This is a genomic window from Asticcacaulis sp. AND118 (assembly GCF_020535245.1).
GTDB lineage: Bacteria > Pseudomonadota > Alphaproteobacteria > Caulobacterales > Caulobacteraceae > Asticcacaulis.
Genome location: NZ_CP084911.1, coordinates 67,359 through 92,140 on the forward strand (window position 1 = coordinate 67,359; position 24,782 = coordinate 92,140).

Genomic DNA, 24,782 nt, shown 5'->3' on the forward strand with positions numbered 1-24,782 from the left:
CAGGCGTCGCACAGAATTTAAAACTTACATTTAAGCTTCGATAGTTACCGGCACCGGACAGGACGGGGAGATTGACAATGGATGGCCATACCTACCCGATAACGGGCGCAACGGTCTGCACACAACACAGCGAAACCATCTGCTCTCAACGTTACAGGGCGGTAAGGGCCGCCACCCTGTCGCTCGCCGCGCCGCTTTCGGCCGAAGACATGGTGGTGCAATCGATGCCGGACGCCAGTCCGGCCAAATGGCATCTGGGGCATACCACCTGGTTCTTCGAGACCTTCTTTCTCAAAGCCACGCCGGGCTATATCCCGTTCGATCCGCAATACGGTTATCTGTTCAATTCCTACTATGAAGCCATAGGGTCGCGCCAGCCCCGCGCCCAGAGAGGACTTCTGACCCGGCCTCCTCTGGCGGACGTGCTAACCTATCGACAGCATGTGGACACCCACATGCTGCGTCTGATCGAACAGGGCCTGAGTTGCGACGTGCGGGACCTCCTCGAACTGGGGCTGGCCCACGAAGAGCAGCATCAGGAATTGCTGCTGATGGACATACAGCATCTGTTCAGCCTCTCCCCCCTTGCGCCGGCCTACGACCCCGCTTTCAAACCGGATGCCCCCAAACCTGAGGCACCCGGAGCGCCTGGACGATACGTCTCGCGCCCCGGCGGTCTGGTGGAAATCGGCGCAGAGGCTGAGGGCTTTGCCTTCGACAATGAACGCCCGCGGCATAAGACCTGGCTGGAACCCCATGCGATCAGCGACCGGCTGGTGCGCAATGCAGACTGGCTCGCCTTCATGGCCGACGGCGGCTATTCGCGCCCCGAACTGTGGCTGTCCGACGGCTGGGCCACGGTTCAGGCGTCAGGCTGGACTGCACCCTTCTATTGGCGGCAGGCCGGCGAGGACTGGCAGATATTCGATCTGCGCGGCTTGCAGCCGCTGAACCCCGATGCGCCCGTCACGCACGTCAGCTTCTACGAGGCCGACGCCTTTGCGCGCTGGGCCGGCGGGCGACTACCGACGGAGGCCGAATGGGAAGCCGCCGCCCGCGACGGCGTTTTGCATCAGGTCGAGGACGTGGCGTGGCAATGGACGGCCAGCGCCTATCTCGCCTATCCGGGATTTCAGCCGGGTGCGGGCGCGGTCGGCGAATATAATGGCAAGTTCATGAGCGGTCAGATGGTTCTGCGGGGCGGCAGCGCCTTTACGCCGCAGGGACATTCACGCCCGACCTATCGCAATTTCTTCGCGCCGGATAAACGCTGGGTGCGGGCGGGTTTGCGTCTGGCGCGCGACGCTGGGTCGGCGACGATCAACCTTGATGACGGCTTCGCCGCCGATGTCGTGGCCGGCCTGTCGGCAAGGCCCAAATCGCTTTCGCCCAAATATTTCTACGACGCCGCCGGGTCCGACCTGTTCGAAGCCATTTGCCGGACGCCGGAATATTATCCGACGCGCACGGAAACCCGGTTGCTGAGCGACATTGCCGGCGAACTGGTGGCCGACTGGCCGAACGATACGGTTCTGGTCGAATTCGGCAGTGGCGCCAGCGATAAGACCCGGCTGTTACTGGACGCCTCCGCCCGCATCGCGACCTATGTTCCCATCGACATCAGCCCCGACGCCCTGAACGCCGCCGCGGCGCGACTGAAAACTGCCTACCCGGCCCTGTCGGTTCTGCCCGTCGTCGGCGATTTCACCCAGAATGTGCATCTGCCCGACGCCCTGAGAGATCAGCCGCGCATCGGCTTTTTCCCCGGCTCGACCATCGGCAATTTCACGCCGGACGAATCCCGGAGACTTTTACGCACGTTCCGCACCGTGCTGGGGGCCGATGCCCGGCTAATCGTTGGGGCCGACATGGTGAAGGACGAAGCGACGCTGCACGCCGCCTATGACGATACAGGAGGCGTCACGGCGGCCTTTAACAAAAACCTGTTGACGCGCATCAATCGGGAGCTTGGCGGTAATTTCGACCTCGATGCCTTCGATCATCTGGCCGTCTGGAACGCCGCGCAATCGCGCATCGAAATGCATCTGGTCAGCCGCCACGATCAGATCGTCACCGCCGCCGGACATCGTTTTGCCTTCAAGGCCTCCGAGCGGCTGCACACCGAAAATTCCCACAAGTTTACGCCTGAAAGCTTTGCCGCCCTGTGCGAAGGGGCAGGCTGGCAGGTGGCAAAATCATGGATCAGTCCCGACCCGGCCTTTGGCATATTCGTTCTGGCCTGACGCTCCCTGCACAAAAGAAGGGGGTACGCGTGGGCTACCCAAACGCCGCGACGCACCTTACCTAAGTCGTCATGGCCGTTAAAACCACACTCAACGCGACGAACCTCGAAATCCTCGGCGCCGAACGACTGGCGCAGTTATTGATCGACCTCAGCGCCGGCGACGCCAATGCCAAGCGTCGTCTGCGGATGGAACTGATCGGCCACGACAATCCGGCGCGGCTGGTGAGCGAGGTTCAGAAACGCATGGCGGCCATCGCCGCCGCCGAAACGACCATGGGATGGCGCACACTCAAAGGGTTTCGCGGCGATCTCAACAGCCTGCATGAACTGATCCTGCGCCAGATCGAGCCGTCAGCCCCGGCAGAGGCGCTGGATCTTTTGTGGGCGTTTCTGGGATTGTGCGATGGTGTCGTCGCACGCACCAATGACGCATCCGGCGAGATATTGACCCTATTCAGGGCCATTTCGGCTGATATTACACGGCTCGTTGCTACGCAGTCTCCGGCTCCGGCAACCCTGGTTGAGCGCGCGGTAGAGGCGCTTCTGGCCAATCATTACGGGCAGTCGGACGGACTGGTGTCCGGCCTAGCCGCACCGCTTGGCGAGTCCGGATTGAAGGCGCTCAGGGCGCAGTTTCTCGACGCGGCGAAATCGCCTGAAAAACGCGACGCGCCGCGCCCCCGACGGACGTCGCGCTGGAAACGTCGTCAGATACAGGCCACCCAACTGCATCGGCGGACGCGTCAGGACGTCGTGCACAGGACGCTGGAAGCGCTCGCCGATGCCGCAAACGACGTCGATGCCTTCATTGCCTTGCAGGGCGACGCCAAACAACCGGGCACGGCGTTCCGTATCGCCCAGCGCCTGCACGCCGCGGGCCGCTCCAGTGACGCCCTGACCGCACTGGACGCCGCACGCGGGCGCGGCCATGTGCAGGATATGGCGTGGGTGAATTTGCGCATCGAAGCCCTTGACGCCTCGGGCAAGACCGACGGAGCGCAGACCCTCCGGCTGCAGACCTTCCGTCAAACCCTCGATCCGCTTTATCTGCGCGCCTATCTCAAACGCCTGCCGGACTTCGAAGACGTCGAGGCGGAGGACGCCGAACTTGACGCGGTGATCGCTTCGGGAGACGCCACGACGGCCCTTTGGCTTCTCGTTCAGTGGCCGTCTCTCGATCGCGCCGCACGTCTGGCCGGCGCCCGGGCGAAAGAGGTGGACGGTGAAGACCGTGACCGCGTCGCGCCTGCCGCCGATCGCCTTGCGCCGCGCTATCCGCTGGAAGCCAGCCTGCTCTACAGGCGCATGGTCGAAGCCATATTGATATCGGCGCTCACTGTCTATTACGGCGAAGGCGCGGCCCATGTCTGGGAAGCCGAGCGTCTGGATACACGGATATCCGACTATGCAGAGGTGGAACCTCATGACCTGTGGATCAGCCGACTGCGCGACACCTACCGCCACAGGCGCGACTTCTGGCAACGCGTCGACGGTTGACGCGCGCAGGGGAAGCCCGACGGCGATAACGGCCTCGATGCCGATCTGGCTGCGACCGCTCTGCCAACCGAAGAAAGTTGAGGCTTTTCAGCGCGTCGCACGCGTATAGTGCGAAAAGAAGTCGAGCATGGCGTCGTTATCGGCCACCCAACTGTGCCCTCCGCCCACCGTAATGCGCCCCGCTACGACGGCATCGCCCGCACAGTCGGCATAGCGTTCTTCATAAACCGTCGCAGACACCCACTGCGTCGTGGGCGCGGCCCGACAGGCGTTCAAAGCGGCCCATCTCTGTTCGGCGGCGTGCATGGTGTATTGCCAGTATCCGGCGCCTCCGCCCTGAATCGGATTGGTCGTATCCTTGTCGCCGGCAAAGGCGAGCACGGGCATCGGCAGATCGGGCTGGCACGTATGCGTATCCGGACGTTGCGGATCGTCCCTGCGCGGATTGCCCGCCCGCAACCCTACGACCGGTGCGATCACGGCAAAACGCTCAGGCGATACGCAGCCCCCCTTATCGCCTTTGTGCGGGCTGAGTGCTTTTTTATCCGCCGCAACAAGCCGCGCAGTGCGGTTTTACGGAACACAGACCTAATGTTGCCTGTTCATTGGAGGTCTATCATGGCCCTGCGTCCCTACTGGAGCGGCAATCTGCGGCTGTCGCTCGTCACCCTGCCCGTCAATGTCTATTCTGCGCTTAATCGCTCGCGCCAGATTCCACTGAAGGAAATCTACCGCAAGACCGGCGAACGCGTGCACCGCCTCAACGTGACCGAGGACGGCACCGAGGTCGAGCGCGACGAGATCATCAAAGGTTATGAGGTCGAAAAGGGCGAATACGTCCTGATCGAGCCGGACGAGATCAAGGATCTGAAAATCCCTTCCTCCAAGACGCTCGACATCGTGCAGTTCGTGCCGGCTGAAGAGATCGACGACCTCTATTTCGACACGCCCTATTTCGTCGCGCCGCAGAAAAATTCCGACGAGCAGACCTTCGCCGTCATACGTGACGCCCTGAGGCAATCGAAGACCACGGGCGTGGGGCAACTGGCCATCGCCGGTCGTGAACGACTTTGCACCCTCAGACCTTGCGGATCGGGCCTGATCCTCCAGACCCTGCGTTACGAGGACGAACTGCGCGACTCAGACCCCTACTTCGAGGATATTACCAAGAAGGCTGCGGCATCGGAGGAACTCGATCTGGCCCGCGAACTGATCAAACGCAAGACGGCCAAATTCGATCCCGGCCGTTTCCACGACCATTACCGCGAGGCCTTGCAGGAACTGATCGAAGCCAAGATCGAGAATCGCGAGCCGATGGCGGTGGAAGAGGAGCGCCCCACCGCCAAGGTCATCAATTTGATGGACGCCCTGCGCAAGAGCCTGAAAGATCCGGAACCCGCGCCGCCCAAAGACGATAAGAAAAAAACGGCTGCGTCCCGTAAAAAAACCTCTGCGAAGAAGGCCCCGACCCGCAAAAGCGCCAGCCAGTCTGCCGCTCGCAAAAAGGCGAGCTAGATGGGACTCGAACTTTACAACCAGAAACGCGACTTCGCCAAAACCGCCGAACCGCAGGGCAAGGTGGCGCACAAGGGCGGCAACCGCTTCCTGATCCAGAAACACGCCGCCACGCGACTGCACTACGACTTCCGGCTGGAGCTGGACGGCGTGCTGAAATCCTGGGCGGTGACGCGCGGCCCCAGCCTCAACCCGGAGGACAAGCGGCTGGCGGTCGAGGTCGAGGATCATCCGGTCTCCTACGGCGGTTTCGAGGGCACCATCCCCAAGGGCCAGTACGGCGGCGGCACGGTGATGATGTGGGACCAAGGCACTTGGGAGCCACTGGAGGACCCGCATAAGGGCTTGAAAGACGGCAATCTCAAATTCCGTCTGTTCGGTGAGCGTCTTGGCGGCGAATGGGCATTGGTGCGCATGAAGCCGCGTCCGCAGGATCGAGGACGCCACAACTGGCTGCTTATCAAGCATCACGATGAGGCCGCCCGCGACGACGATGCCGAGGCGTGGCTCGATGAAAACGCCGTCAGCATCACCACCGGACGCAGCATGGACGAGATCGCCGCCAATACGCACAGCGTATGGAACTCGCGTCCGAAAGATAAGCCGGAGACGAAGCGGAAGAAGGCAAAATCAACACTTGATTTCATAGAGCCCGAACTGGCGACCCTGGCCGTAACCCTCCCCAAGGGCGGGAACTGGGTGCATGAAATCAAGTTCGACGGCTATCGCGCCCTGGCCCTGATCGAGGATGGCGGGGTGCGGCTGTTGACCCGCACCGGACTCGACTGGACGCATCGGTTTCGTCCTCTGCCTGAATGTCTGGCCGACATGCCGGTAAAGAGCGCCATACTCGACGGTGAGATCGTCACGGTGGATGAAAAGACGGGTCGCGCCGATTTCAAGACCCTTCAGGCGACTCTGTCCGGCGAAGCTGATGCGCCGCTGCAATATTACGCCTTCGACCTGTTGCATCTCGACGGTAAGGATCTGCGTGCCCTACCCCTGATCGAGCGCAAAACCAGACTGGAAAAGCTGTTCAAAGGCAATGATTTCGGCGGACGGGTTCACTATAGCGCGCATTTCACCAGGGACGCCGAAGACCTCAGGGATCGCCTGTGCGCCCTTGATCAGGAAGGCCTGATCTGCAAGCGCGCCGACGCCCCCTATCGTTCCGGACGCAACCGCATGTGGCTCAAGGTCAAGTGCCACAAGCGGCAGGAATTCGTCATCGGCGGCTTCACCCTGCCCAAAAGCGGCAGTAAGGGCATAGGCGCGCTCCTGATCGGCTATTATCAGGACGGCGAACTGACCTATGCCGGCAAGGTCGGCACTGGCTTCACCCACGACAGCGCCCTCGATCTGCGTCGGCGACTGGACCTGATCTCAGAAAAAGCCAATCCGTTCAGTGATATTCCGGCGGAATTTAAACGTGGCGCGCACTGGGTCCAGCCCAGACTGGTCGCCGAGGTGCAGTTCGGCGAATGGACCTCGGACGGACGATTGCGGCACCCCTCGTTTCAGGGCCTGCGCGAAGACAAGCCGGCAGAGGATATCCACCGCGATACCGCCATCAGTCGGGCCGAAGTGCGTAAGACCGAGACGGCGCCGATAAGGGAAAAGCCAGAACGCCGCCCTGCGACGTCCCGGAAAGCCGTCAAGGCGGAGGTTGGCGGTGTTGCGATTTCCTCGCCCGACCGCGTGGTCTTTCCCGGCACGGACAGCACCAAGAAAGACGTCGCAGAATACTACCTGTCCATCGCCGACCATATCCTGCCGCACATCGCCGGTCGGCCGATTTCGATGATCCGGTGCCCGGAAGGCATAGGCGGTCAATGCTTTTTTCAGCGCCATCTGAGCCGCGCCGACATTCCGCACGTCAAGGACACCGGCATCCGGGTGAAGGGCAAGGAAGACGACTATGTGATGATCGAGGACGAAAAGGGCCTGATCAACCTGACCCAGTGGGGCGTGATGGAAATCCACCCGTGGGGCTGTATGGCGGCTGATCCCGACCGTCCCGATCGGATGATCTTCGACCTCGACCCCGACCCGGAAGCGAAATGGGCCGATGTCATCGCCGGGGCCGCTGAGGTCCGCGAACGCATGGCCGAGTTCGATCTTCAGAGCTTTCTCAAAACAACCGGCGGCAAGGGCCTCCACGTGGTCATCCCGATCCGGCCCGAACACGACTGGGACGCGATAAAGGCCTTCACCCGCGCCATTGCCGAGTCCATGGCACACGACAGCCCTGACCGTTTCGTTGCCCAAGCCTCGAAGGCCAAGCGCAAGGGCCGCATCTTTGTCGACTATCTACGCAACGACCACACGGCGACGGCGGTGGCGCCTTACGCCCTGCGCGCACGGCCCGGCGCGCCCGCAGCGATGCCGATCCCGTGGGACGAATTGACACTCAAGCTCGACCCCGCGCGATACACACTGGAGAATGCGCCACTGCATCTCAGTAAACGCCAAACCGATCCGTGGGCGGATATGCTGGTCGTTCGTCAGGCCCTGTCCTCGCGTTTTCTCAAAGCACTGGACATCCTGTAATATTGTTCAGAGGCCGCCCTCCCCGTGGCGTCATTCGAGCTTGATAAGGATAAGAAACAGACGAGCAAATTGACTTGCGAAGGCCATAAAAGATACCCGGCAGCCCTGTACATCCGGACATCCTTGAATCTTCGTCTATGGCGACCCGTCTGTCGGAGACCGGTTATCCCGTCAGGAAAAGAACAACCCGCCATTGAGATCGAGGCACACGCCGGTCAGGAATCCGGCCTCCTGGGACAGCAGGTAGTGCGCCACATCGCCCACATCGTCCGGCGAGCCTTCGCGGCGCAGCGGCGTGCCGGAAACGACCTTCGCCCGGCCTTCCAGCGTCGAGAAGGTATCGTGGAACGAGGTGCCGATCAGGCCGGGGCAAAGCGCATTGACGCGGATACCCTTGGGCCCCAGTTCCTTGGCCATGCCGCGCGTGAAGGCCATCACCGCCGCCTTGGAGGCGGCGTAGGCGCTGGCGCCGGGTCCGCCGCCGTCGCGTCCGGCCAGAGACGACAGGTTGACGATGGCCGAACCCGCCGGCATGTGCGGCACGACCGCCTTGGTGGCGAGAAAGGTCGAGGAGACGTTCAGGCGCATGACGTATTCGAAGAACTCAAGGTCCATCAGGTCGATGGTCTTGCGCGCCACCATGCCGCCCGCGACATTGACGAGGCCGTGAATCTCATCGCCGAAGGCTTCACGGGTCTGATCGATCAGGCGTTCTACCGCCGCGGCATCCGTGACGTCGGCCTTGACGGTGATGGCCTGCGCCCCCAGCGCCCTGGCGGCCTGAAGCGTCTCGGCGGCGGTTTCCTCGTTGGCGTTATAATTGATCGCCACCTTTGCGCCGGCTCGGGCGAGCCTGAGCGAAACGGAACGGCCGATGTCGCGCGCCCCGCCGGTGACGATGATGACCTTGTCTTTCAATGACATATGGAAAACCTTACTGTGTTATGACTGACGCCCTGCCAGACGGTGCACGCGACCGCCGAGAAGGAGCAGGGAGAGGATGGACAGCGGCACCAGCAGGCCCGCCATGAGGAAAACCGGCGCGAAGGACACCTGGGTGGCCATGGGCACGATCCAGGTGGTGATCAGCACGCCGAGATTGGCCGCCGTGCCGCCAAGGCCCGACAGGGAGCCTACCGACTTGCCCGAGAAGTAGTCGCCGGGCAGGGTCTGGATATTGCCGATGGCGATCTGGAAGCCGAACAGCACGACCGCGATCAGCAGCACGGCCATCAACGGCGTGGCGGCGTTCATGCACAGGAACAGGGCCGGCATCATGACGACGCAGCCGAGGAGGATGACGCCCTTGCGCGCCTTGCCCACGCTGACGCCGCGTCGGATCAGGAAGCCCGACAGCGCGCCGCCGAACAGGCTGCCTATGGCGGCCCCGACGAACGGCACCCAGGCGAACAGTCCGATCTGTTTGATATCGAAGCCGAAGGTTTCGGCCAGATAGATGGGCAGCCACGATACGAACAGCCACCAGATCGGATCGAGGAAGAAGCGCGACAGGATGACGCTCCAGCTCTCCTTGTGACTCAGCAACTGCCGGATGTTGGGTGCGTATTCGGCCTGCGGCGCTGGAGCATCCTTGCTGACGCGGTTATTGAGGATGTAGTCGCGTTCTTCCTCACTCAGCCAGGGGTGCTTTTCCGGATCGGCGCGGTAAACGAGCAGCCACGGAATGATCCAGACGAAGCCCAGTACGCCGATCAGCAAAAAGACCATCTTCCAGCCGATGAGCAGGAACAGGAAGGCGATCAGAGGGGCGGCGATGATGGCGCCGACCGAGGCCCCGGCATTGAAGATGCCCTGCGCAAAGGCCCGCTCCGTAGCCGGGAACCACAGGGCATTGGCCTTGGCTGCGCCGGGCCAGGCCCCGGCTTCGGACAGGCCCAGCGTCGCGCGCAGGATGCCGAAGGTCAGAAGCGTGCGCGCGAAGGCGTGCCCGGCGATGGACAGCGACCAGACAAGGATGGCCAGTGTGAACCCGGCCCGCGTACCGACCGCGTCCAGTATCTTGCCGAACAGGGATTGCCCGAACGCGTAGGACAGGGTGAAGCAGGTCAGAAGCAGGGCATAGTCGTCCTTGCTGAGGCCCAGTTCCCTGGAGATTTCCGGCCACATGACGGCCATGGCGTTGCGGTCGATATAGTTGATGACCGTGGCGATGGCGATCAGGCCGATGATGAACCAGCGGAGCCCTTTAAGTTTCATGTCCACCTCCCCTTACGCCGTCAGACCGAAAGCGCCGGTCCAGCGATAGGCCCGTCCATCAACGTTGACGGTGCCGCTTGAGCCGTCCCAGTTGACGCCGATGGCCAGCGTCTTGCCGCCTTTCAGGGTCACCACGATCAGATCGTTCGCCCCCTCCTGATGCAGGCGCACGCCGCTGACCGCCGGGGCGATGTCGCGCACGGACTCCTCCGCCGGATTGTAGTCGCCATAGGCCTCCAGCACCGAGACGCTGTTAAAATCGCGCACACCGTCCGCGCGCAGGATCACCGCGCGTTCGGGCCGCAGATTGTCGTCCGGATCATTGGCCCCCAGTTCGGTCAGAAACGCCTTCGACACGCCAGGCGCATCGTAATTCAGACTGTAGAAGCGGTCGCGGTTGAACCACGACAGACGCTGCGGCCCGGCCGGCACCGCCGTCTCGGCCTTAAGCCACAGGTGCTGATAGCCATTCTTCGCGCCCAGCGGCGCAAGGGCCCGGGTATTGGCCTTGAACCTGGTCGATGAATCGAGAAAAACACCGCGATAGTGCAGCGGCAGGTCGTAACGATGCGCCGCCTGACCGCGCGCGCGGAACAGATCGATGACCACGGGCCGCCCCAGTTCCGGGCGCTCGACCACCATCACAGCGCGCCACACGGTCACGTCGCCATAGGCCTTATCCAGACGTGCCGAAGCCAACTGGATGCCGTCCTTTGCCGTGAAACCGAGAAACGCCGTCGGTTGCGGCTGGGCGATATCGACATCGGCGGCGAACTGGCTCGTCTCGTCGACCACCAGCGTGTTGTGGGCGATGGACTGCTTGGCCCAGGTTTCGTTTTCGGCGAGATAGCGCCCGCCCTTTTTGGCCTCGACATTGAGATAGCGCGCTGCGCCGTAGTCGGTGACGACCTCGCGCCCGGCGTCGTAAAAGATGTAGCTCAGGCGATCGAAATGGCCGTGCCCCATGCCCTGCGCCGTCGCCTTGAACACCAGCGCCTGCGCCCGCGCGCCCTTGCCGGCGCGGATTACCGCGACCGCGCCTTCGTCGCCTTTTGCACCGTCGCGGAAGGCCTGAGACCTGTAGGCAAAGGGCTTCGACTTGCCCGCGGCGATGTCGGCAGCCACCTTCGCCCCTTCGCGGGTAAAGGCGACCGTCCCCTGAGCGGTCGATACCGACAGCAGTTGCGGGTCGTTGTTACGCGCATAGACGATGGCCAGCGCCTGAATCAGTTCCGGAGAATCGATGCCCTTTTCGACGATGGCGTCGTTGAGCGGGAAGAATTTGCCGTCGTAGGACAGGTCGATCAGGGCATAGACCGCCTTGACCAGCATACCGTCGCGATAGTCGAAAATCTTGCGCGCCGGATCGTAGCGCTCGATATAACCGGCAAAGACCTCAAAGGGTTGCAAGGCGTAGCGCTGATAATAGGGGCCTTCGGTATAGTAGCCGTCCGGCGAGAACAGCTCATCGAGCTGACGCAGGAAGCCCGTCTTGCCGTCGCCTTTCAGGCCCAGTAACGCGGCCTTGACATAGGCAGGCTCACCGATGACGTAGCCGGCCATGCCGACCCCGGCGACGGCCCAGGTGGCGTGATTATGGATACGCTCGAAGGTCTTGGCCGAATCGACCATCGAGAATTGGCACATAGGGCGGAAGACCGTGTCTTCGATGCGTTTGCGTTCGGCGGCGGTCAGCGCGCCGCGCACCTCGGCATAGCCTTGTATCGCTTCGACCAGCCACACGGCGTCGTTCAGCGATTGCCAGAACAGCTTGCCCTTTTGCGGCGCGGCCTCGACCGGGTGCGGCGGCAGGGTCGGATAGAGGTTACCATAGGCAAACAGCACATCGCGGACCAGATCGGCGTAGGGCCGCTCGCCTGTGAAGGCATAGAGCATCCCGGCTTCGCGGATCAGCCGGTAATTGTCCTTGTGCCGCTCATGCGTATAGCCGCCGCCGGCGTCTTTCGGCACCGGCACATCGGGGCGCTGTTTCAGATAGGGGGCGACCGAACGGCGCGCCTTATCGAGCGTCTGTTTGAACAGGGGCGCGTTTACGCCGGCGGGAGCGGTCTTTTTCGTCTGGGCGGAAGCGGCGGAGGCCAGTCCCAGCCCGACCAGTCCGCCCCCCAGCAACCTTCGGGAAATCTGCATGCGTTTCGCTCCGTTTGTTTTATTTTTGTGTGATGTAGTCGAAATGGCGCGCGGCATCACCAGCGGTCACCACCTGCCCGTCGAGCAGGATGCGCGGCGCACCGGCTTCGCGGATCAGGGTCACCGCGCCGCTGTTGTCGAACGTGTTCTGGCTGAGGGTCAGGGCCGTCGCGCCGTGCAGGTGCGCCGGCGTGGCGACGCGCGCGAACCGGTTGCCTTCCAGCGTCACGCGGGGTCCGAAGGTGCTCTCGTCCCGACCGCCGCGCACGATGTTAAATACCGGTTTTGAAGCCGGGCCGTCGAAGCCGGTGAACTGCGACCCGCGCACCGTCACCGTCTCCACCGCATAGGCCCCCGTCAGCGCGCCGTCACCGCCCAGATCGATCACCGGCGCGCTCAGGCCTGTGAACCGGGAGTCCGTAATGTCGATGGACGCCAGAAACGCCCCGCCTGCCGCCGTAACCACGGGGCCGCCGCCTTCAACCGTCACCCGCGTCAGGGCCAGGCGGTAATTGTGACCGCTGTCGGAGGGGTCGACACGGATCAGGGGCGCGGCTCCGGTCAGGGACACGTCGTCAAGCGTCAGATCGCCCCCGCCGTTGAGGACGAAAGGCCCGGAAAGCGTTGCCGGGCCGCGCACGGTCAGGGGCGCGCGCACGGTCAGTATATCCGTCTCGTAACGGCCGGGCGCGAGGGTAAGCACATCGCCGGGTTGCGCCTGCTCGACCGCGACCGCCAGCGCTGCGCCCGAGGCCACCTGAACCGTGCGCCGGGCGGTTTTCACCTCCGGATCGGGCTTGGGATACCAGGCGACGCCCGTTTCCTCACGGCGCACGATCTTCAGATCGCGCGGCGCGCCGACACCTGCCGGGGCTTCTATGTGCGGCGGCGTCAGGCCGCCGGACTTCGCCCGCACCTTGCTCACGGCAAAACCCGGCAGGTCGATCCTGTCGCCCGCCACATTGCCTCTGAACTCTATGCCCGACAGGTCCGACAACGCCTCGACGCTCAGCGCGCCGACGATCAGATTGTCGCGGAAGCGGCTGCCGATGGGCGGCAAGGTGCGCTCGGCATCGGCCCCGCCCCCGAACAATAACGCGCTCACGCCGACAAAGGTGTTGTGATGAATGTCGGCGTTTTTGACCTGATGGTAGCGGTTGAGCACCGAATTGGGCACGCCGTTCATCATCGTGAAGGCGCTGGCGAAACCCGTACCTTTCAGGCCGACAAAGACGTTGTGACGCACGGTCTGATCGGCGTTGATGACGCGCACGCCGCCGGTATTGGCTTCGCCACCGCCGATAAACAGATTGCCCTCGACCAGATTGCCGTTGCCGTGGCGCAGCGTCACCGTCCCCTGCGACCGGTGGAACACGTTGCCGCGAATGACATTACCGCCGGATTTGACCGAGATGATCTCGACCTCGCCCGAACACCCCTCGAAAACATTGGCCTCCACGACAGTCAGCGACTCCGACAGCGAGTTATGGCTGGTGCCGATGCGGATCGTCTCGCCGCCATTGGCCCCCAAAGGCGGGCGCGGGCCGAAATAGTTGTGGTCGATATGGTGGCGGTTCGGGCGGCTGTCTTCACCCTCGATACGCACGGCCAGTGTCACGCCCGGCGTGATCTTGCCCTCGACATGGTTGTGATCGAAGCGGTTGTCGCGTCCGAACAGGGCGACCCAGATATCGTTCTCGGCGCCGTGCGTACGCGGCTTGTTGAAGCGGTCGATGACGGTTTGGCTCACGCGCGAGTGGTTGGCCACGCGCTTGTCGCTGCGAAACGCGATCACCTCGTCGTGCGGCGAAGCCCCGTCGCGAAAAACCAACCCTGAGACGGTCAGATAGTCGCCGCCCAGCCGCAGGGCCGAACGCCCGCTGAGAATCACCTGCCCCGGCGTCTCGGCGCGCACCGTAATCGGAGCCGACGCCGTCCCCTGTCCTTCGACGTTCAGGTCGAAATCGCGCCAAACGCCGTTTTTCAGCACTATCGTATCGCCCGCGCGCAGACTCACCGCCGCCGCGGCATATTCCGCCGGCGTGGCGACGAAGACGGTGCGCGCCTCGGCAAGAGCCGCATACGGCGCGACCAGTGCCGCCGCGACGAGAAGATGAAACGCCAGACGGCCCAACCCGTCCTCCCCTTATGACTGGGCCATACGACCCTTATGCGCACACCATGTCAGCGCGGACCAATTTGTCAACCCATATGAAGACCAATTTTTGCAGAATGGGTTGTCCAGTTTCCACAGTGCGGACCAGAGACTACCGCGACCCTACGAGATAATCCGGCAAATGCCGGTCCCAGGCCTTAAAATCCGCCCTTACAGGCGATTTTACAGGTCTTACAGCCCATCCGCGCACAAGTGGACAATCGCTTGGTAAATTTTCCCAGACCAGTCGATTGACATTCTCGCGTATATGGGTCAACCATACGCCAGACCGATAAATATACCAATCCGGCAGGCCATCGACCGGATGAACGGCATGACACAGGAAACACCCATGAACAGATCCTTCCGGCGCACCCCGCTGCGCGCCGCCCTGAGCGGCACCACCGCCATATTGTTCGCCCTCGCCTTTATGCCCGCCTCCGCTCAGGAAGACGCGCCCGCCGCCCCGGCTGACGATATCCAGACCGTCGTCGTGACCGGCTATCGCGCCTCGCTGCAAAGCGCGCTGAACACCAAGCGCAATGCCGATGTAATGATCGACGCCATCAATGCCGAAGACATTGCCGACTTCCCGGACGCCAACCTCGCCGAATCGCTGCAACGTATTCCCGGCATCTCGATCGATCGCGACAACGGCGAAGGCCGCACCATCACCGTGCGCGGCCTGGGCGGCGACTTCACCCGCGTGCGCATCAACAATCTCGAAGCCCTGTCGACGGCGGGCACCAACGACACCAATTCGACCGCGATGAACACCACGCGGACCTTCGATTTCAACGTATTCGCCTCGGAGTTGTTCAACAGCCTCAAGGTGCGCAAAACCGCCTCGGCCGAAACCGACGAAGGCTCGCTGGGCGCGACCGTGGACCTGCAAACCGGTCGCCCCTTCGATTACAAGCGCGACCGCTACGCCTTCGCCATCGAGAACGCTTATTACGACAATGGCGGTTTCAACAATCCGCGCGTCACCGGTCTGTTCTCGAAACGCTGGGCCGGCGGCAAGCTGGGCTTCCTCGCCTCGGTCGCCTATTCGGAAAAGGACTCCGAAAACGATCAGTATCGCCGTCAGATCGTCACCGGCGAATATGTTTACCGCTCGGCGACGTGGGCGACGCTGGAAAACCCGCGCCGGGCGGGCTTCTCGGCCCCGACCGGCACCGTCTTCACCAATGGCAGCCTGAACGCCAACGGCACGACCTCAACCACCGTGCCTATCACCAATGCGGCCTATCTGGCGGCCATCACCGGTTCGGACCCGGCGGCCTACGCCCTCCTGCATCCGTCGCTCGACGGTTCTCAGGTCATCTTCCCGGCATTGGCCGGACCTGAACAGCAGGATCTGCATCAGGAGCGTCTGGGCATCACCTCGTCGTTTCAGGCGCAGATTTCGCCGAAGACCCGCGCCACGGTGGACGTGCTCTATTCCAGACAGAACAGCACCTCGACGCTGAACCAGTTGCTGCCCTTCGGTCTGAACCGCAACAACACCAACGCCACCTATGCCCGCGCCACGGCGGCAACGGCCCTGTCGTCCAAACGCGGCCTGTATCCCGGCACCTGCACGGCCACGGCGGGCAGCGCCTTCGCTTCGCCCATCGACTGCGGTCAGACCCTGTACGGCACGACTTTGGTGGCGGGAACGAACTTTTCGTACAACCCCAACAATCTCGACGTCTACGACTACTACAACTGGTCCGGTTCAAAGGGGTACGTCGCCTCGGCGGACGGCCTGGCCATCCGCGACAAGCAGATCGGTCGCCCGGCCACCGACGTGCTGGCGGCCAATGTCACCAATGGCGTCGCCGACTATCTGCAACTGCGCAATGTCGACTGGTCGGCCCGCGCCGATCAGGGCAGCTACGAGACCACTTTCCAGCAGATCTCGTTCAATCTGACGCACGAATTCACCGACAAGCTGAAGGGCGACTTCACCTACGGCGCCTCGCGCTCCAGACTGGATTCGACGGGTAAGATGGCCGAATGGGGTCTCTACGATCAGCAGGCCACCTTCACCTATGACGAGCGCGGCGGCGGCGACATGCCGCTGTTCGACGCCGGCTTCAACGCCGCCGACCCGACGCAATGGACCATCCTCAAGGGCGTGTCCTTCCTGCGCCACCACAAGAAGTTCGTCGATAACCGCTACAATTCGTGGAAGGCCGATTTTACCTACGCCTTCGACGATCACCTGACCTTCAAATTCGGTGGGACGGGCCGCGACTACCGCTTCTCGACTGCCTCCTATGAGCGTCAGAACGTCCAGATCAATCCGACCGAAAAAGAAGCCGGCGTCACCATCGAGAGCCTCGGCAAGGTCATCAATTTCGGTCAGGGGCTCGACGTCCCGGCGGGCTCGACGACCGCGTGGTTCGGTCCGGATATCGACAAGTTCGACGCCCTGTTCGGCTTTACCTGCAACTGCATCAACAAGTGGGGCGACTGGCGGCTGACCCAGTTCCGCCAGCAGGGCCGCGAAACCTTCAGCGTACGCGAAAAGACCGGCGGGGCCTATGCGCAGGTCAATTTCAACTATGATTTCTTCGACGGCTGGAACGCCTTCGGTAATCTGGGCGTGCGCTACGCCACGACCGATGTCGAATCGGTGGGCCGTTCGGACAGCGGTCGTCCCGTCGTCGGCAACAATGCCTATTCGGACACCCTGCCCTCGTTCAACATCGCCATCCGCCCGCGCGACGACCTCTATATCCGCTTCGGTGCGGCCAAGACCATGTCGCGTCCGACGCTTCAGCAACTGGCGCCGACCATCACCCAGATGAGCATCCCCGCCGGCGAAACCACGGGCGCCACCCTGACCGTCGGCAATCCGAAACTGTCGCCGTTCCGCGCCGACAATCTCGATCTGGCCGTGGAATGGTACTATGCCAGAGGCGGTCTGATTTCGGCGGCCCTGTTCAAGAAGACCATCAACTCCTACCCGCAGACCGTGCGCTTCTCCGCGCCGTTCTCGCAATTCTTCAGCCCGGAAAGCCTGGCCTCGCTGCTGGCCCTCTACGACTCCACCGGCGACCAGCGCGCCGACTATATCCGCGGCGATTACGACGTCACCGCGCGTCAGTTCCGCGACGCGCCGGGCGGCGAGTTGAAGGGCATCGAGATCAACTATCAGCAGGCCTTCACCTTCCTGCCCGGTCTGCTGAAAAATACCGGCATCCAGCTCAACGCCACCCATATCGACTCGGAACTGACCTATATCCTCGATCCGGGCTCGGACACGACGCCGCAGGTTCTGGGCAAGGGGCCGTGGCTGGGCGCGTCGCCCAATGCGGTCAACCTGACCTTCTATTACGAAGACGAGAAGATCAATACGCGCGTGTCGCTCGCGCAGCGCGACGGCTACTACACCACCTATCCCGTCGTCGCCGGCTCCTGTGCGCCCGGCGTGATCAATGGCGTGGCCTGCGACACGCCGCTGATCAACGATTTCGGCGGCTCGGAAGAGACGCTGAACGTCGATTTCGCCTTCAGCTATAGCGTCTCCAAACGCCTGTCGATCTCGGTCGAAGGCCTCAACCTGACCAACCAGACGACCAACCGCTACTACTATTCGGACCAGCCGGTCACCGCACTGTACGGCTCGACGGGCCGTCAGTTCACGGTGGGCCTCCGGTACCGCATGTAACCGCTTTCCCGCCAGTGGCTGACCCTTTGGCTTTGGCCATAGGGACAGCGCTGGCGGACCACCTTCCCAAGGGGTGGGAATATGTGTAGTTTTACAGCGTCCGCGATCCTTATTTTCAGATTCGGACACCGAGGAGTCGAACGAACCCCATGACGGACCGCCGTTATCAGCATATCGCGAAACAGATCATCGGCCTGATCGAGTCCGGCGAGTTTCCGCCCGGCAGCCGCCTGCCCGGCGAGCGCGAACTGGCGGAACGTCTCGGCGTGTCGCGCGTCACCATCCGCGAGGCCGAAATCGCGCTGGAGGCTCAGGGCTATATCGTCATCAAGACCGGATCGGGCGTCTATGTTCAGGCGCGCCCGGCCCCGGAAATGATCTTCTCGGCCGACGTCAACGCCTTCGAACTGACCACTTCGCGCGCGGTCATCGAAAGCGAAGCGGCGGCGCTGGCGGCGCTCCACATCACGCCGCAGGCTCTGGTGGCTCTGGAGGAGACCGTCCGCGTCATGGAACGTAACGACGCCGAAGCCGAGGCGGCGGACGAAGAGTTCCACACCATCATCGCCCAGAATACGGGCAGCCCGATCATCGAGCACTTCGTGCGCACCCTCTGGCGCATCCGCAACGAGGCGCCTCAGGTGGCCCACGTCTACGGCAATGTGTGCAAGGGCGGCTTTGAGGACCGGGTGCAGGAGCACATGGCCGTGCTGGAGGCCATCCGCAACCGCGACCCAAATGCCGCACGCAGCGCCATGCGCGAACATTTCAGCCGCCTGTTCGAAGCCATGCTGGCGGCGGAAGAAAAGGAAGCGCTGGCCGAACTGCGCAAGAAGACGCTGGAGCACCGCGACCGCTTCAAGCTGTCGACCCAGCACAGCGCCGCCTAGATTTGTTTTTGTCGCGATATCAGTGCCGAAACGAAGTTCGACGTCAAAACCACTAACACGTTTCGGCATATCGCTCCAGTCAGCGTAACCTAACCCCCCCCCCCGAAACTTCCCCAAGGGTCGATCGCGCATCCCTGCGCGGTTCGCAGCGCCCTGCGCCTGTACCGCGACCGGCACAGCCCGCGGGGTCTTTTTCGGTTCGCTTTACTTCTTCTCACACCCCTTCAAGATGGGAGTCAGACCATGCGTAAGCCCCTGTTCATTGCCCTCGCCCTGCTGGCCGGTCCGGTCATGGCGCAGGATACGCCGGACGCCGCCGAGGCCAGGGCGCCCATCGCCACCGCCTATCCCAATATCGTCTATACGCACGATCAGATGGTCGATGTCTTCGTCAATCCCAACGCCACGGCGGCCAAGCCCGCCCCGGTACTGGTCTATTTCCACGGCGGAGCCTGGGCGCGCGGTGAACGTCCCAAAGCGGCGTCGAGCTTCGGCACCTTCATCCGCATGGGCTTTTCGGTCGTCAGCGTCGATTACCGCCTGACGGCACAGGCCACCGCGCCGGCCGCCGTCTCCGACGCCCTGTGCGCCCTGTCGTGGACCAAGGCCCATGCCGAAAAGTACCATTTCGACGCCTCACGCATCGTCGCCTACGGCACCTCGGCGGGCGGGCATCTGGCGCTGATGGCCGGGATGCTGCCGCAGAACACCGACATTGCCGACGCCAAATGCGGTCCGCTGCCCAGGGTCGCGGCCATACTCGACTATTACGGCCCGACCGACCTCGTGCCCGGCGTCACTGCACCCAAGCCGTGGGCGTCTCTGGTCAACTGGATCGGGCCGGTGAATGACCCGGCGGCGGTGGCGAAAGCCATGTCGCCCGTGACCTATGTGCGCAAGGACCTGCCGCCCATCTTCATCGTCCACGGCACGGACGATCCGACCGTACCTATCAGCCAGTCCACACTGTTGCGCGATGCCCTGACGCAGGCGGGCATTCCGGTACAGATGCACACGGTCGAAGGCGGCGTGCACGGCAAGTTCACTCCGGAGCAGAAGATCGCAATCAATGCCGACATCAAAGCATTCCTGATCAAGCAAAAGCTGTTTGACGGGACCACCAGGTGAGTTTTCGACATGATCGCTGCCCCCCTATGCCAGATCACACTGACACTATGTGTGGGCGATCCGTGCAGATGGCGTGGGCGCACACAGCGTTGATGTGCTGATACTTTTCATTTAGGCCAAGAGTTCCTTGCGGACGATCTCCGCCCCTGCGCCCAAGACCTGCAACTTGCCTCTGGCGACGTGGCGCGGCAGGGGCGCCATGCCGCAGTTGGTGCAGGGATAGAGCTTGTCAGCATCGACGAACTTCAGCGCCTTGCGCAGGGTATCGGCGACCTCTTCCGGAGTCTCAACAATGTCGCTGGCCACGTCGATGGCCCCGACCATCACCGTCTTGCCCCGGATCAGTTCGATCAGTTCCATCGGCACATGCGAATGCTGGCACTCCAGCGAGATGATATCGATCTTCGATTTTTGCAGATTGGGAAAGGTTCGCTCATATTGACGCCACTCCAGACCCAGCGTCTTCTTCCAGTCCGTATTGGCCTTGATCCCGTAGCCGTAGCAGATGTGGACCGCGGTCTCGCAACGGAGCCCTTCCGCCGCCTTTTCCAGCGTGGCGATGCCCCAGTCGTTGGCCTCGTCGAAGAAGACGTTGAAGGCGGGCTCGTCGAACTGGATGATATCGACGCTGGCGGCCTCCAGTTCCTTCGCTTCCTCATTGAGGATCTTGGCGAATTCCCAGGCCAGCTTTTCACGGCTCTTGTAGTGGGCGTCATAGAGCGTATCGATCATCGTCATCGGTCCCGGCAGGGTCCACTTGATGGGCTTATCGGTCTGCGCCCGCAGGTATCTGGCGTCTGCGACAAAGACCGGCTTCGGACGCGATACAGCGCCGACGACCGTCGGCACACTGGCGTCATAGCGATCGCGGATTCGGACCGTCTCGCGCTTTTCGAAATCGACGCCGTCGAGGTGCTCGATAAAGGTGGTGACGAAATGCTGGCGCGTCTGTTCGCCGTCGCCGACGATGTCGATGCCGGCCTTCTCCTGATCGTCCACAGCCAGGCGCAGGGCGTCCTGCTTGCCGGCGACCAGTTCGTCGCCCTCCAGCTTCCACGGTGACCACAGGGTCTCCGGTGTCGCCAGCCACGAAGGCTTGGGCAGGCTGCCGGCGGTCGAGGTGGGTAATAGTCTCTTCTTCATAGCGGGTTACCTCGTGGTTTTTTGCCGAACGCCCGGTCAGGCGGCGTAGTTTGCCGACCATTGCTCAAGAATGGCCTTGTACGGTTTGATGAAGTGCGCCTCGGCAAACTTCCCCTGCTCGACCGCCAGACGGCTGCGTTCCTCGCGGTCGTAAACGATCCGGGTCAGCGAATAGTCCTGATGCTTCAGGCTGGGTCGATAGACGGCGCCTGCCGCGGAATTGGCGTTGTAGATTTCCGGGCGGTAGATCTTCTGAAACGTGTCCATCGTGCTGATGGTGCTGATCAGCTCCAGATTGGTGTAGTCGCCGGGCAGGTCGCCTGTATGGTAAAAGGCCAGAGGGGCCACGCTGTTCGCGGGCATGAAATAGCGAACCTTCAGACCCATCTGGCCGAAATACTGATCCGTCAGGGAATAGTCGTCCTGCCTGTATTCGACGCCGAGAGCCGGATGGTGATTATCCGTGCGCTGATAGGTCCTCGTATGCGAAACGCTCAGGCATATGACCGGAGGCTTATGGAAATGCGCCTTGTATGCATCGGAATTCACGAAGGACTTGAATAGCTTTCCGTGCAGGACCCCATAGTCGTCCGGCGTGCTGAAGACAGACTGATTCGTGTTGTGCGCCGGCAGGACGACGCTGAAGTCGTAGTCGCGCACGTAGGAGGAAAAATTGTTGCCGACAATGCCCTCGGTGCGTTGCCCGGTATGGCGATCAAGGATGTTGGTTTTCAGTATTTCGATCAGCGGGAAGGCATCGCTATCGCCTTCCGCGCCGATGTTCATCTCGACGGAAATGATGTGGAGTTCGACGGCGTAACGATCCGCCTTGGGGTTGTCCCAGTGCGCCAGCGCATTGAAGCGATTGTGGATCATCCGCAGGGCATTTCGCAGATTTTCCTGACGGTTCTCGCCTCGGGCCAGATTAGCGAAGTTGGTGGTGATGCGCGTGTTATCCGAGGGACTATAATCCTCATCAAATAAAATGCTCTTAATAGTGAAGGTAAAGTCTTTCGTCATGGCGATCTGACGTTCCAATTTACGCAATAAAGCCTGTATTCATTGCCGCGTTGTATGCCTGAGTCAGGGATCGACGAAAAATGGTTTTATTTCATTGGAGCATGAGCCAAATTCATGATTTGTCGCAAGAACCGGCGTCAGACCGTATAAGCGTTATTTCCGTTACATCCCCTCGATAGACGCCTTGACCCCTTGAACGACATACGACAAGGGTGCGTCATCGTGGTTCTGCAGACGCCTGTCTGGAGCTAAAAGGGAATTCGGTGTGGGCTTGATGACAGCCCGAAGCCGAAGCTGCCCCCGCAACTGTATGCGGCGAGCGAAGGTCCAACGCGTCACTGAGGCCTGTCACCCTAGGCAAGCCTCGGGAAGACGGACCGGAGCGACGACCCGCAAGCCAGGAGACCTGCCGCGGTAGATAATGTTCACGGGCGGGGTGTCCCGGAGTGCCGCTTTGCGTCCGGCTTACCGATGCCGACGTTTCTGCGTCATGTCGCCGACCCTGCCGCAATTTGATAGCGGGGCCGATGACCGAGACAATGACAGCACCTAATCCAGTGAGGCGTGGCGTGGCGATCATCCCATTTGACGAGGGGCGGGCCTAATCATGCTGGACAGGCAACATCTCTCGATTTTGCGTGAAGTCGATCGCTTGGGCAGTTTGACCGCGGCGGCGGAACGGTTGAATGTATCCCAGTCCGCCCTCAGCCATATGATCCGAAAACTGGAAGAACGCTATGGCGTCGCCATGTGGGAAAAGGACGGCCGCAATCTCCGCCTCACCGAAGCCGGTCGCTACGTCGTGACTTTGGCGCAGCGCGTTCTGCCGCAGATAGAAAGGGCTGAGGCGGTTCTTTCGGATTATCGCTACGGCCAGCGGGGATCTCTCAAGATCGGCATGGAATGTCATCCCTGCCATCAATGGCTGATGGGCGTCACCAAGCCCTATCTCATGGACTGGCCGGACGTCGACCTTGAATTGACGACGTCGTTTGCCTTTGGCGGCGTGGCGGCCCTGACGGGTTATGAGATCGATATTCTGATCACGCCAGACCCTATCGAAGCGCTCGGCATTTCCTATCTGCCGGTGTTCGATTATGAACTCACGCTTGCCGTTAGGGCCGATCATCCACTGGCGCTCAAAACCCATGCAGAGCCTGCCGACCTGGTGGATGAGACGCTCTTCACCTATCCGGTCCCGGCAGAGCGGCTGGACGTATTCACGCAATTCCTGGTGCCGGCCAATTGCCGCCCGCGCCATCACCGCAGTGTCGAGACGACGGAGATGATGCTGCAACTGGTAGCGGCCGGTCGTGGGGTCAGCGCCATTCCGAACTGGCTGGTGCATCAGGAAGCGGCGACGCTCGGTGTGCGCCCCGTCCGCATCGGCAAGACAGGCATCCGTAAGAGCATCCATCTGGGGGTGAGAGCGGGCGACGAAACGGTCGATTACATCGCCGGGTTTCTCGCGACGTCACGTCAGGCCGAAAGCCGAAATCACACCGGGAAATAACGACGGATTGTTCGTCATGTTTCGCAAAGCACACTAAGCCGCAGATGATGGGTCCTCGTGGAATAGGTGCATATCTACGCTTCTTCACGATCTCGCGAATGGATCGAACTTTTATCGTTTGGCCGCTGTCAGCGGCTCGAACATATATCTGTTGCGCGTGATGATGCCGTGGCGGGCGTATGGAGCCAGACATGACCAAGCATCCTCAGCCATCGGAACAAACCCTCGAACCTAAGGAAGGCTATGACGCGCTTTCCGCCGGGCAACGCGCTTTCGGACAGAGACCGGACGGCGGCAGCGCCCGAACCGTGGAGCCCGTGAGCGAAGCCTACTTCCCGACCGCCGCGGTCGATATGGGAAAAGACAATGATCGCGTTCTGCGACTGGCGCTTGAGCCCGCAATGACCCATGAGGGTTTCGCAGATCTGCCCGACGAGGACGATATGCGTGACGATGGGCTCGTGTAGCAGGGAGACAGAAGCTTGGCTCGCGCCTTTGAGGATATAGGTCCGCACGCTGTTCATCTCTGCGTCGACATGCAGCGGATATTTGCCGAGGACACCCCCTGGCGAACGCCGTGGATGACGCGGGTCGCACCGAAGATTGAAAAGCTTATCGCCGCACATCCGAACGATACCGTGTTCACGCGCTTCCTGCCCGCGTCGACGCCGCAAAGCGCGAACGGCAGATGGCGACTCTATTACGAAAAATGGAAAGACCTTACGCTCGAACGCATCGACCCCAAGCTTCTGGACATCATGTCCGACCTGCTGCGGGAGAGCCCTGACTCGCCGGTGTTCGACAAAACCACCTATAGTCCGTGGATCGATCCCGGACTGGCTGATTTTCTGGATAATCGGCGCGTCGATACGCTCATCGTGACAGGGGCGGAAACCGAGGTCTGTATCGCAGCGACCGTTCTGGGCGCCGTCGATCGCGGCTATCGGGTGGTCGTGGTGACCGACGGAATTTGTAGCTCTTCGGACAAAACCCACGACGCCATGGTCGATATCTATCATGAGCGTTACAGCGTCCATGTGTCGCCCGCGACCATCCGGACCATACTCGAACACTGGCCTTCTGACTAAACAGTCATA

Annotated in this window: 17 protein-coding genes and 1 riboswitch; of the genes, 10 read left to right on the forward strand and 7 right to left on the reverse strand. The window is 61.9% G+C overall.

Features of this window, described 5'->3' with window-relative positions; genetic code table 11:
• Positions 1–77 precede the first annotated feature (77 nt).
• Complete coding sequence (gene egtB / locus LH365_RS13875) at positions 78–2,243, forward strand: ergothioneine biosynthesis protein EgtB (RefSeq protein ID WP_226745953.1); 2,166 nt, start codon at positions 78–80, stop codon at positions 2,241–2,243.
• A 71-nt stretch (positions 2,244–2,314) separates the two neighbouring features.
• Positions 2,315–3,742 carry a DUF6880 family protein gene (locus tag LH365_RS13880; RefSeq protein ID WP_226745954.1) on the forward strand — a complete coding sequence of 476 codons (1,428 nt, stop codon included), beginning with the start codon at positions 2,315–2,317 and terminating at the stop codon, positions 3,740–3,742.
• 87 nt (positions 3,743–3,829) lie between these two features.
• On the opposite strand, the gene LH365_RS13885 is transcribed toward LH365_RS13880, so the two are convergent.
• The gene (locus LH365_RS13885; RefSeq protein WP_226745955.1) at positions 3,830–4,222 is read right to left on the reverse strand and encodes a hypothetical protein; all 393 of its coding nucleotides are present in this window, start codon (positions 4,220–4,222) and stop codon (positions 3,830–3,832) included.
• Positions 4,223–4,360: 138 nt separating this feature from the next.
• On the opposite strand from LH365_RS13885, the gene LH365_RS13890 reads away from it, so the two are divergent.
• Together LH365_RS13890 and ligD are read left to right on the forward strand one after the other, a co-directional pair.
• A complete protein-coding gene (locus tag LH365_RS13890; RefSeq protein ID WP_226745956.1) occupies positions 4,361–5,257 on the forward strand; it encodes a Ku protein in 897 nt (298 codons plus the stop codon).
• The gene (gene ligD / locus LH365_RS13895; RefSeq protein WP_226745957.1) at positions 5,258–7,807 is read left to right on the forward strand and encodes a DNA ligase D; all 2,550 of its coding nucleotides are present in this window, start codon (positions 5,258–5,260) and stop codon (positions 7,805–7,807) included.
• A 171-nt stretch (positions 7,808–7,978) separates the two neighbouring features.
• Here the strand turns inward: ligD and LH365_RS13900 are convergent, their stop codons facing one another.
• The 4 genes from LH365_RS13900 to LH365_RS13915 are packed head-to-tail and all read right to left on the reverse strand — an operon-like array spanning position 7,979 to position 14,309.
• Positions 7,979–8,731 carry an SDR family NAD(P)-dependent oxidoreductase gene (locus LH365_RS13900; protein WP_226745958.1) on the reverse strand — a complete coding sequence of 251 codons (753 nt, stop codon included), beginning with the start codon at positions 8,729–8,731 and terminating at the stop codon, positions 7,979–7,981.
• Between the two features lie 18 nt (positions 8,732–8,749).
• Positions 8,750–10,024: an MFS transporter gene (locus LH365_RS13905; RefSeq protein WP_226745959.1), complete on the reverse strand. Its 1,275-nt coding sequence runs from the start codon at positions 10,022–10,024 to the stop codon at positions 8,750–8,752.
• Between the two features lie 12 nt (positions 10,025–10,036).
• Entirely contained in the window at positions 10,037–12,175 is a 2,139-nt protein-coding gene (locus LH365_RS13910; RefSeq protein WP_226745960.1) for an alginate lyase family protein, read from the reverse strand.
• Between the two features lie 19 nt (positions 12,176–12,194).
• The gene (locus tag LH365_RS13915) at positions 12,195–14,309 is read right to left on the reverse strand and encodes a polysaccharide lyase 6 family protein (RefSeq protein ID WP_226745961.1); all 2,115 of its coding nucleotides are present in this window, start codon (positions 14,307–14,309) and stop codon (positions 12,195–12,197) included.
• Positions 14,310–14,682: 373 nt separating this feature from the next.
• Between LH365_RS13915 and LH365_RS13920 the strand changes: the two genes are divergently transcribed.
• The 3 genes from LH365_RS13920 (at position 14,683) to LH365_RS13930 (ending at position 20,009) form a co-directional block, all read left to right on the forward strand.
• Positions 14,683–17,991, forward strand: coding sequence for a TonB-dependent receptor (locus tag LH365_RS13920; RefSeq protein ID WP_226745962.1), 3,309 nt, complete (start codon positions 14,683–14,685; stop codon positions 17,989–17,991).
• 149 nt (positions 17,992–18,140) lie between these two features.
• Positions 18,141–18,881, forward strand: a complete 741-nt coding sequence (locus tag LH365_RS13925; RefSeq protein ID WP_226745963.1) for a FadR/GntR family transcriptional regulator — start codon at positions 18,141–18,143, stop codon at positions 18,879–18,881.
• Positions 18,882–19,124: 243 nt separating this feature from the next.
• On the forward strand, positions 19,125–20,009 hold the full coding sequence (locus LH365_RS13930; RefSeq protein WP_226745964.1) for an alpha/beta hydrolase: 885 nt from the start codon (positions 19,125–19,127) through the stop codon (positions 20,007–20,009).
• A 111-nt stretch (positions 20,010–20,120) separates the two neighbouring features.
• On the opposite strand, the gene LH365_RS13935 is transcribed toward LH365_RS13930, so the two are convergent.
• Positions 20,121–21,152 (reverse strand): methionine synthase, encoded by a 1,032-nt coding sequence (locus LH365_RS13935; protein ID WP_226745965.1) that lies wholly within the window; start codon positions 21,150–21,152, stop codon positions 20,121–20,123.
• A 36-nt stretch (positions 21,153–21,188) separates the two neighbouring features.
• Positions 21,189–22,172 carry a DUF1852 domain-containing protein gene (locus LH365_RS13940; RefSeq protein ID WP_226745966.1) on the reverse strand — a complete coding sequence of 328 codons (984 nt, stop codon included), beginning with the start codon at positions 22,170–22,172 and terminating at the stop codon, positions 21,189–21,191.
• A 206-nt stretch (positions 22,173–22,378) separates the two neighbouring features.
• Positions 22,379–22,601, forward strand: a riboswitch (cobalamin riboswitch).
• A 178-nt stretch (positions 22,602–22,779) separates the two neighbouring features.
• Between LH365_RS13940 and LH365_RS13945 the strand changes: the two genes are divergently transcribed.
• The 3 genes from LH365_RS13945 to LH365_RS13955 all read left to right on the forward strand — a co-directional run bounded on the left by LH365_RS13945 (position 22,780) and on the right by LH365_RS13955 (position 24,773).
• Positions 22,780–23,685 carry a LysR family transcriptional regulator gene (locus LH365_RS13945; protein ID WP_226745967.1) on the forward strand — a complete coding sequence of 302 codons (906 nt, stop codon included), beginning with the start codon at positions 22,780–22,782 and terminating at the stop codon, positions 23,683–23,685.
• Positions 23,686–23,876: 191 nt separating this feature from the next.
• Positions 23,877–24,152 (forward strand): hypothetical protein, encoded by a 276-nt coding sequence (locus tag LH365_RS13950; protein WP_226745968.1) that lies wholly within the window; start codon positions 23,877–23,879, stop codon positions 24,150–24,152.
• 15 nt (positions 24,153–24,167) lie between these two features.
• Positions 24,168–24,773 (forward strand): cysteine hydrolase family protein, encoded by a 606-nt coding sequence (locus tag LH365_RS13955; protein ID WP_226745969.1) that lies wholly within the window; start codon positions 24,168–24,170, stop codon positions 24,771–24,773.
• The last annotated feature ends 9 nt before the right edge of the window (positions 24,774–24,782 follow it).

Coding starts and splice junctions, on each gene's coding strand:
- egtB (WP_226745953.1), top strand. CDS start 78: ATGGATGGCCATACCTACCCGATAACGGGCGCAACGGTCTGCACACAA.
- LH365_RS13880 (WP_226745954.1), top strand. CDS start 2,315: ATGGCCGTTAAAACCACACTCAACGCGACGAACCTCGAAATCCTCGGC.
- LH365_RS13890 (WP_226745956.1), top strand. CDS start 4,361: ATGGCCCTGCGTCCCTACTGGAGCGGCAATCTGCGGCTGTCGCTCGTC.
- ligD (WP_226745957.1), top strand. CDS start 5,258: ATGGGACTCGAACTTTACAACCAGAAACGCGACTTCGCCAAAACCGCC.
- LH365_RS13900 (WP_226745958.1), bottom strand. CDS start 8,731: ATGTCATTGAAAGACAAGGTCATCATCGTCACCGGCGGGGCGCGCGAC.
- LH365_RS13905 (WP_226745959.1), bottom strand. CDS start 10,024: ATGAAACTTAAAGGGCTCCGCTGGTTCATCATCGGCCTGATCGCCATC.
- LH365_RS13910 (WP_226745960.1), bottom strand. CDS start 12,175: ATGCAGATTTCCCGAAGGTTGCTGGGGGGCGGACTGGTCGGGCTGGGA.
- LH365_RS13920 (WP_226745962.1), top strand. CDS start 14,683: ATGAACAGATCCTTCCGGCGCACCCCGCTGCGCGCCGCCCTGAGCGGC.
- LH365_RS13925 (WP_226745963.1), top strand. CDS start 18,141: ATGACGGACCGCCGTTATCAGCATATCGCGAAACAGATCATCGGCCTG.
- LH365_RS13930 (WP_226745964.1), top strand. CDS start 19,125: ATGCGTAAGCCCCTGTTCATTGCCCTCGCCCTGCTGGCCGGTCCGGTC.
- LH365_RS13935 (WP_226745965.1), bottom strand. CDS start 21,152: ATGAAGAAGAGACTATTACCCACCTCGACCGCCGGCAGCCTGCCCAAG.
- LH365_RS13940 (WP_226745966.1), bottom strand. CDS start 22,172: ATGACGAAAGACTTTACCTTCACTATTAAGAGCATTTTATTTGATGAG.
- LH365_RS13945 (WP_226745967.1), top strand. CDS start 22,780: ATGCTGGACAGGCAACATCTCTCGATTTTGCGTGAAGTCGATCGCTTG.
- LH365_RS13950 (WP_226745968.1), top strand. CDS start 23,877: ATGACCAAGCATCCTCAGCCATCGGAACAAACCCTCGAACCTAAGGAA.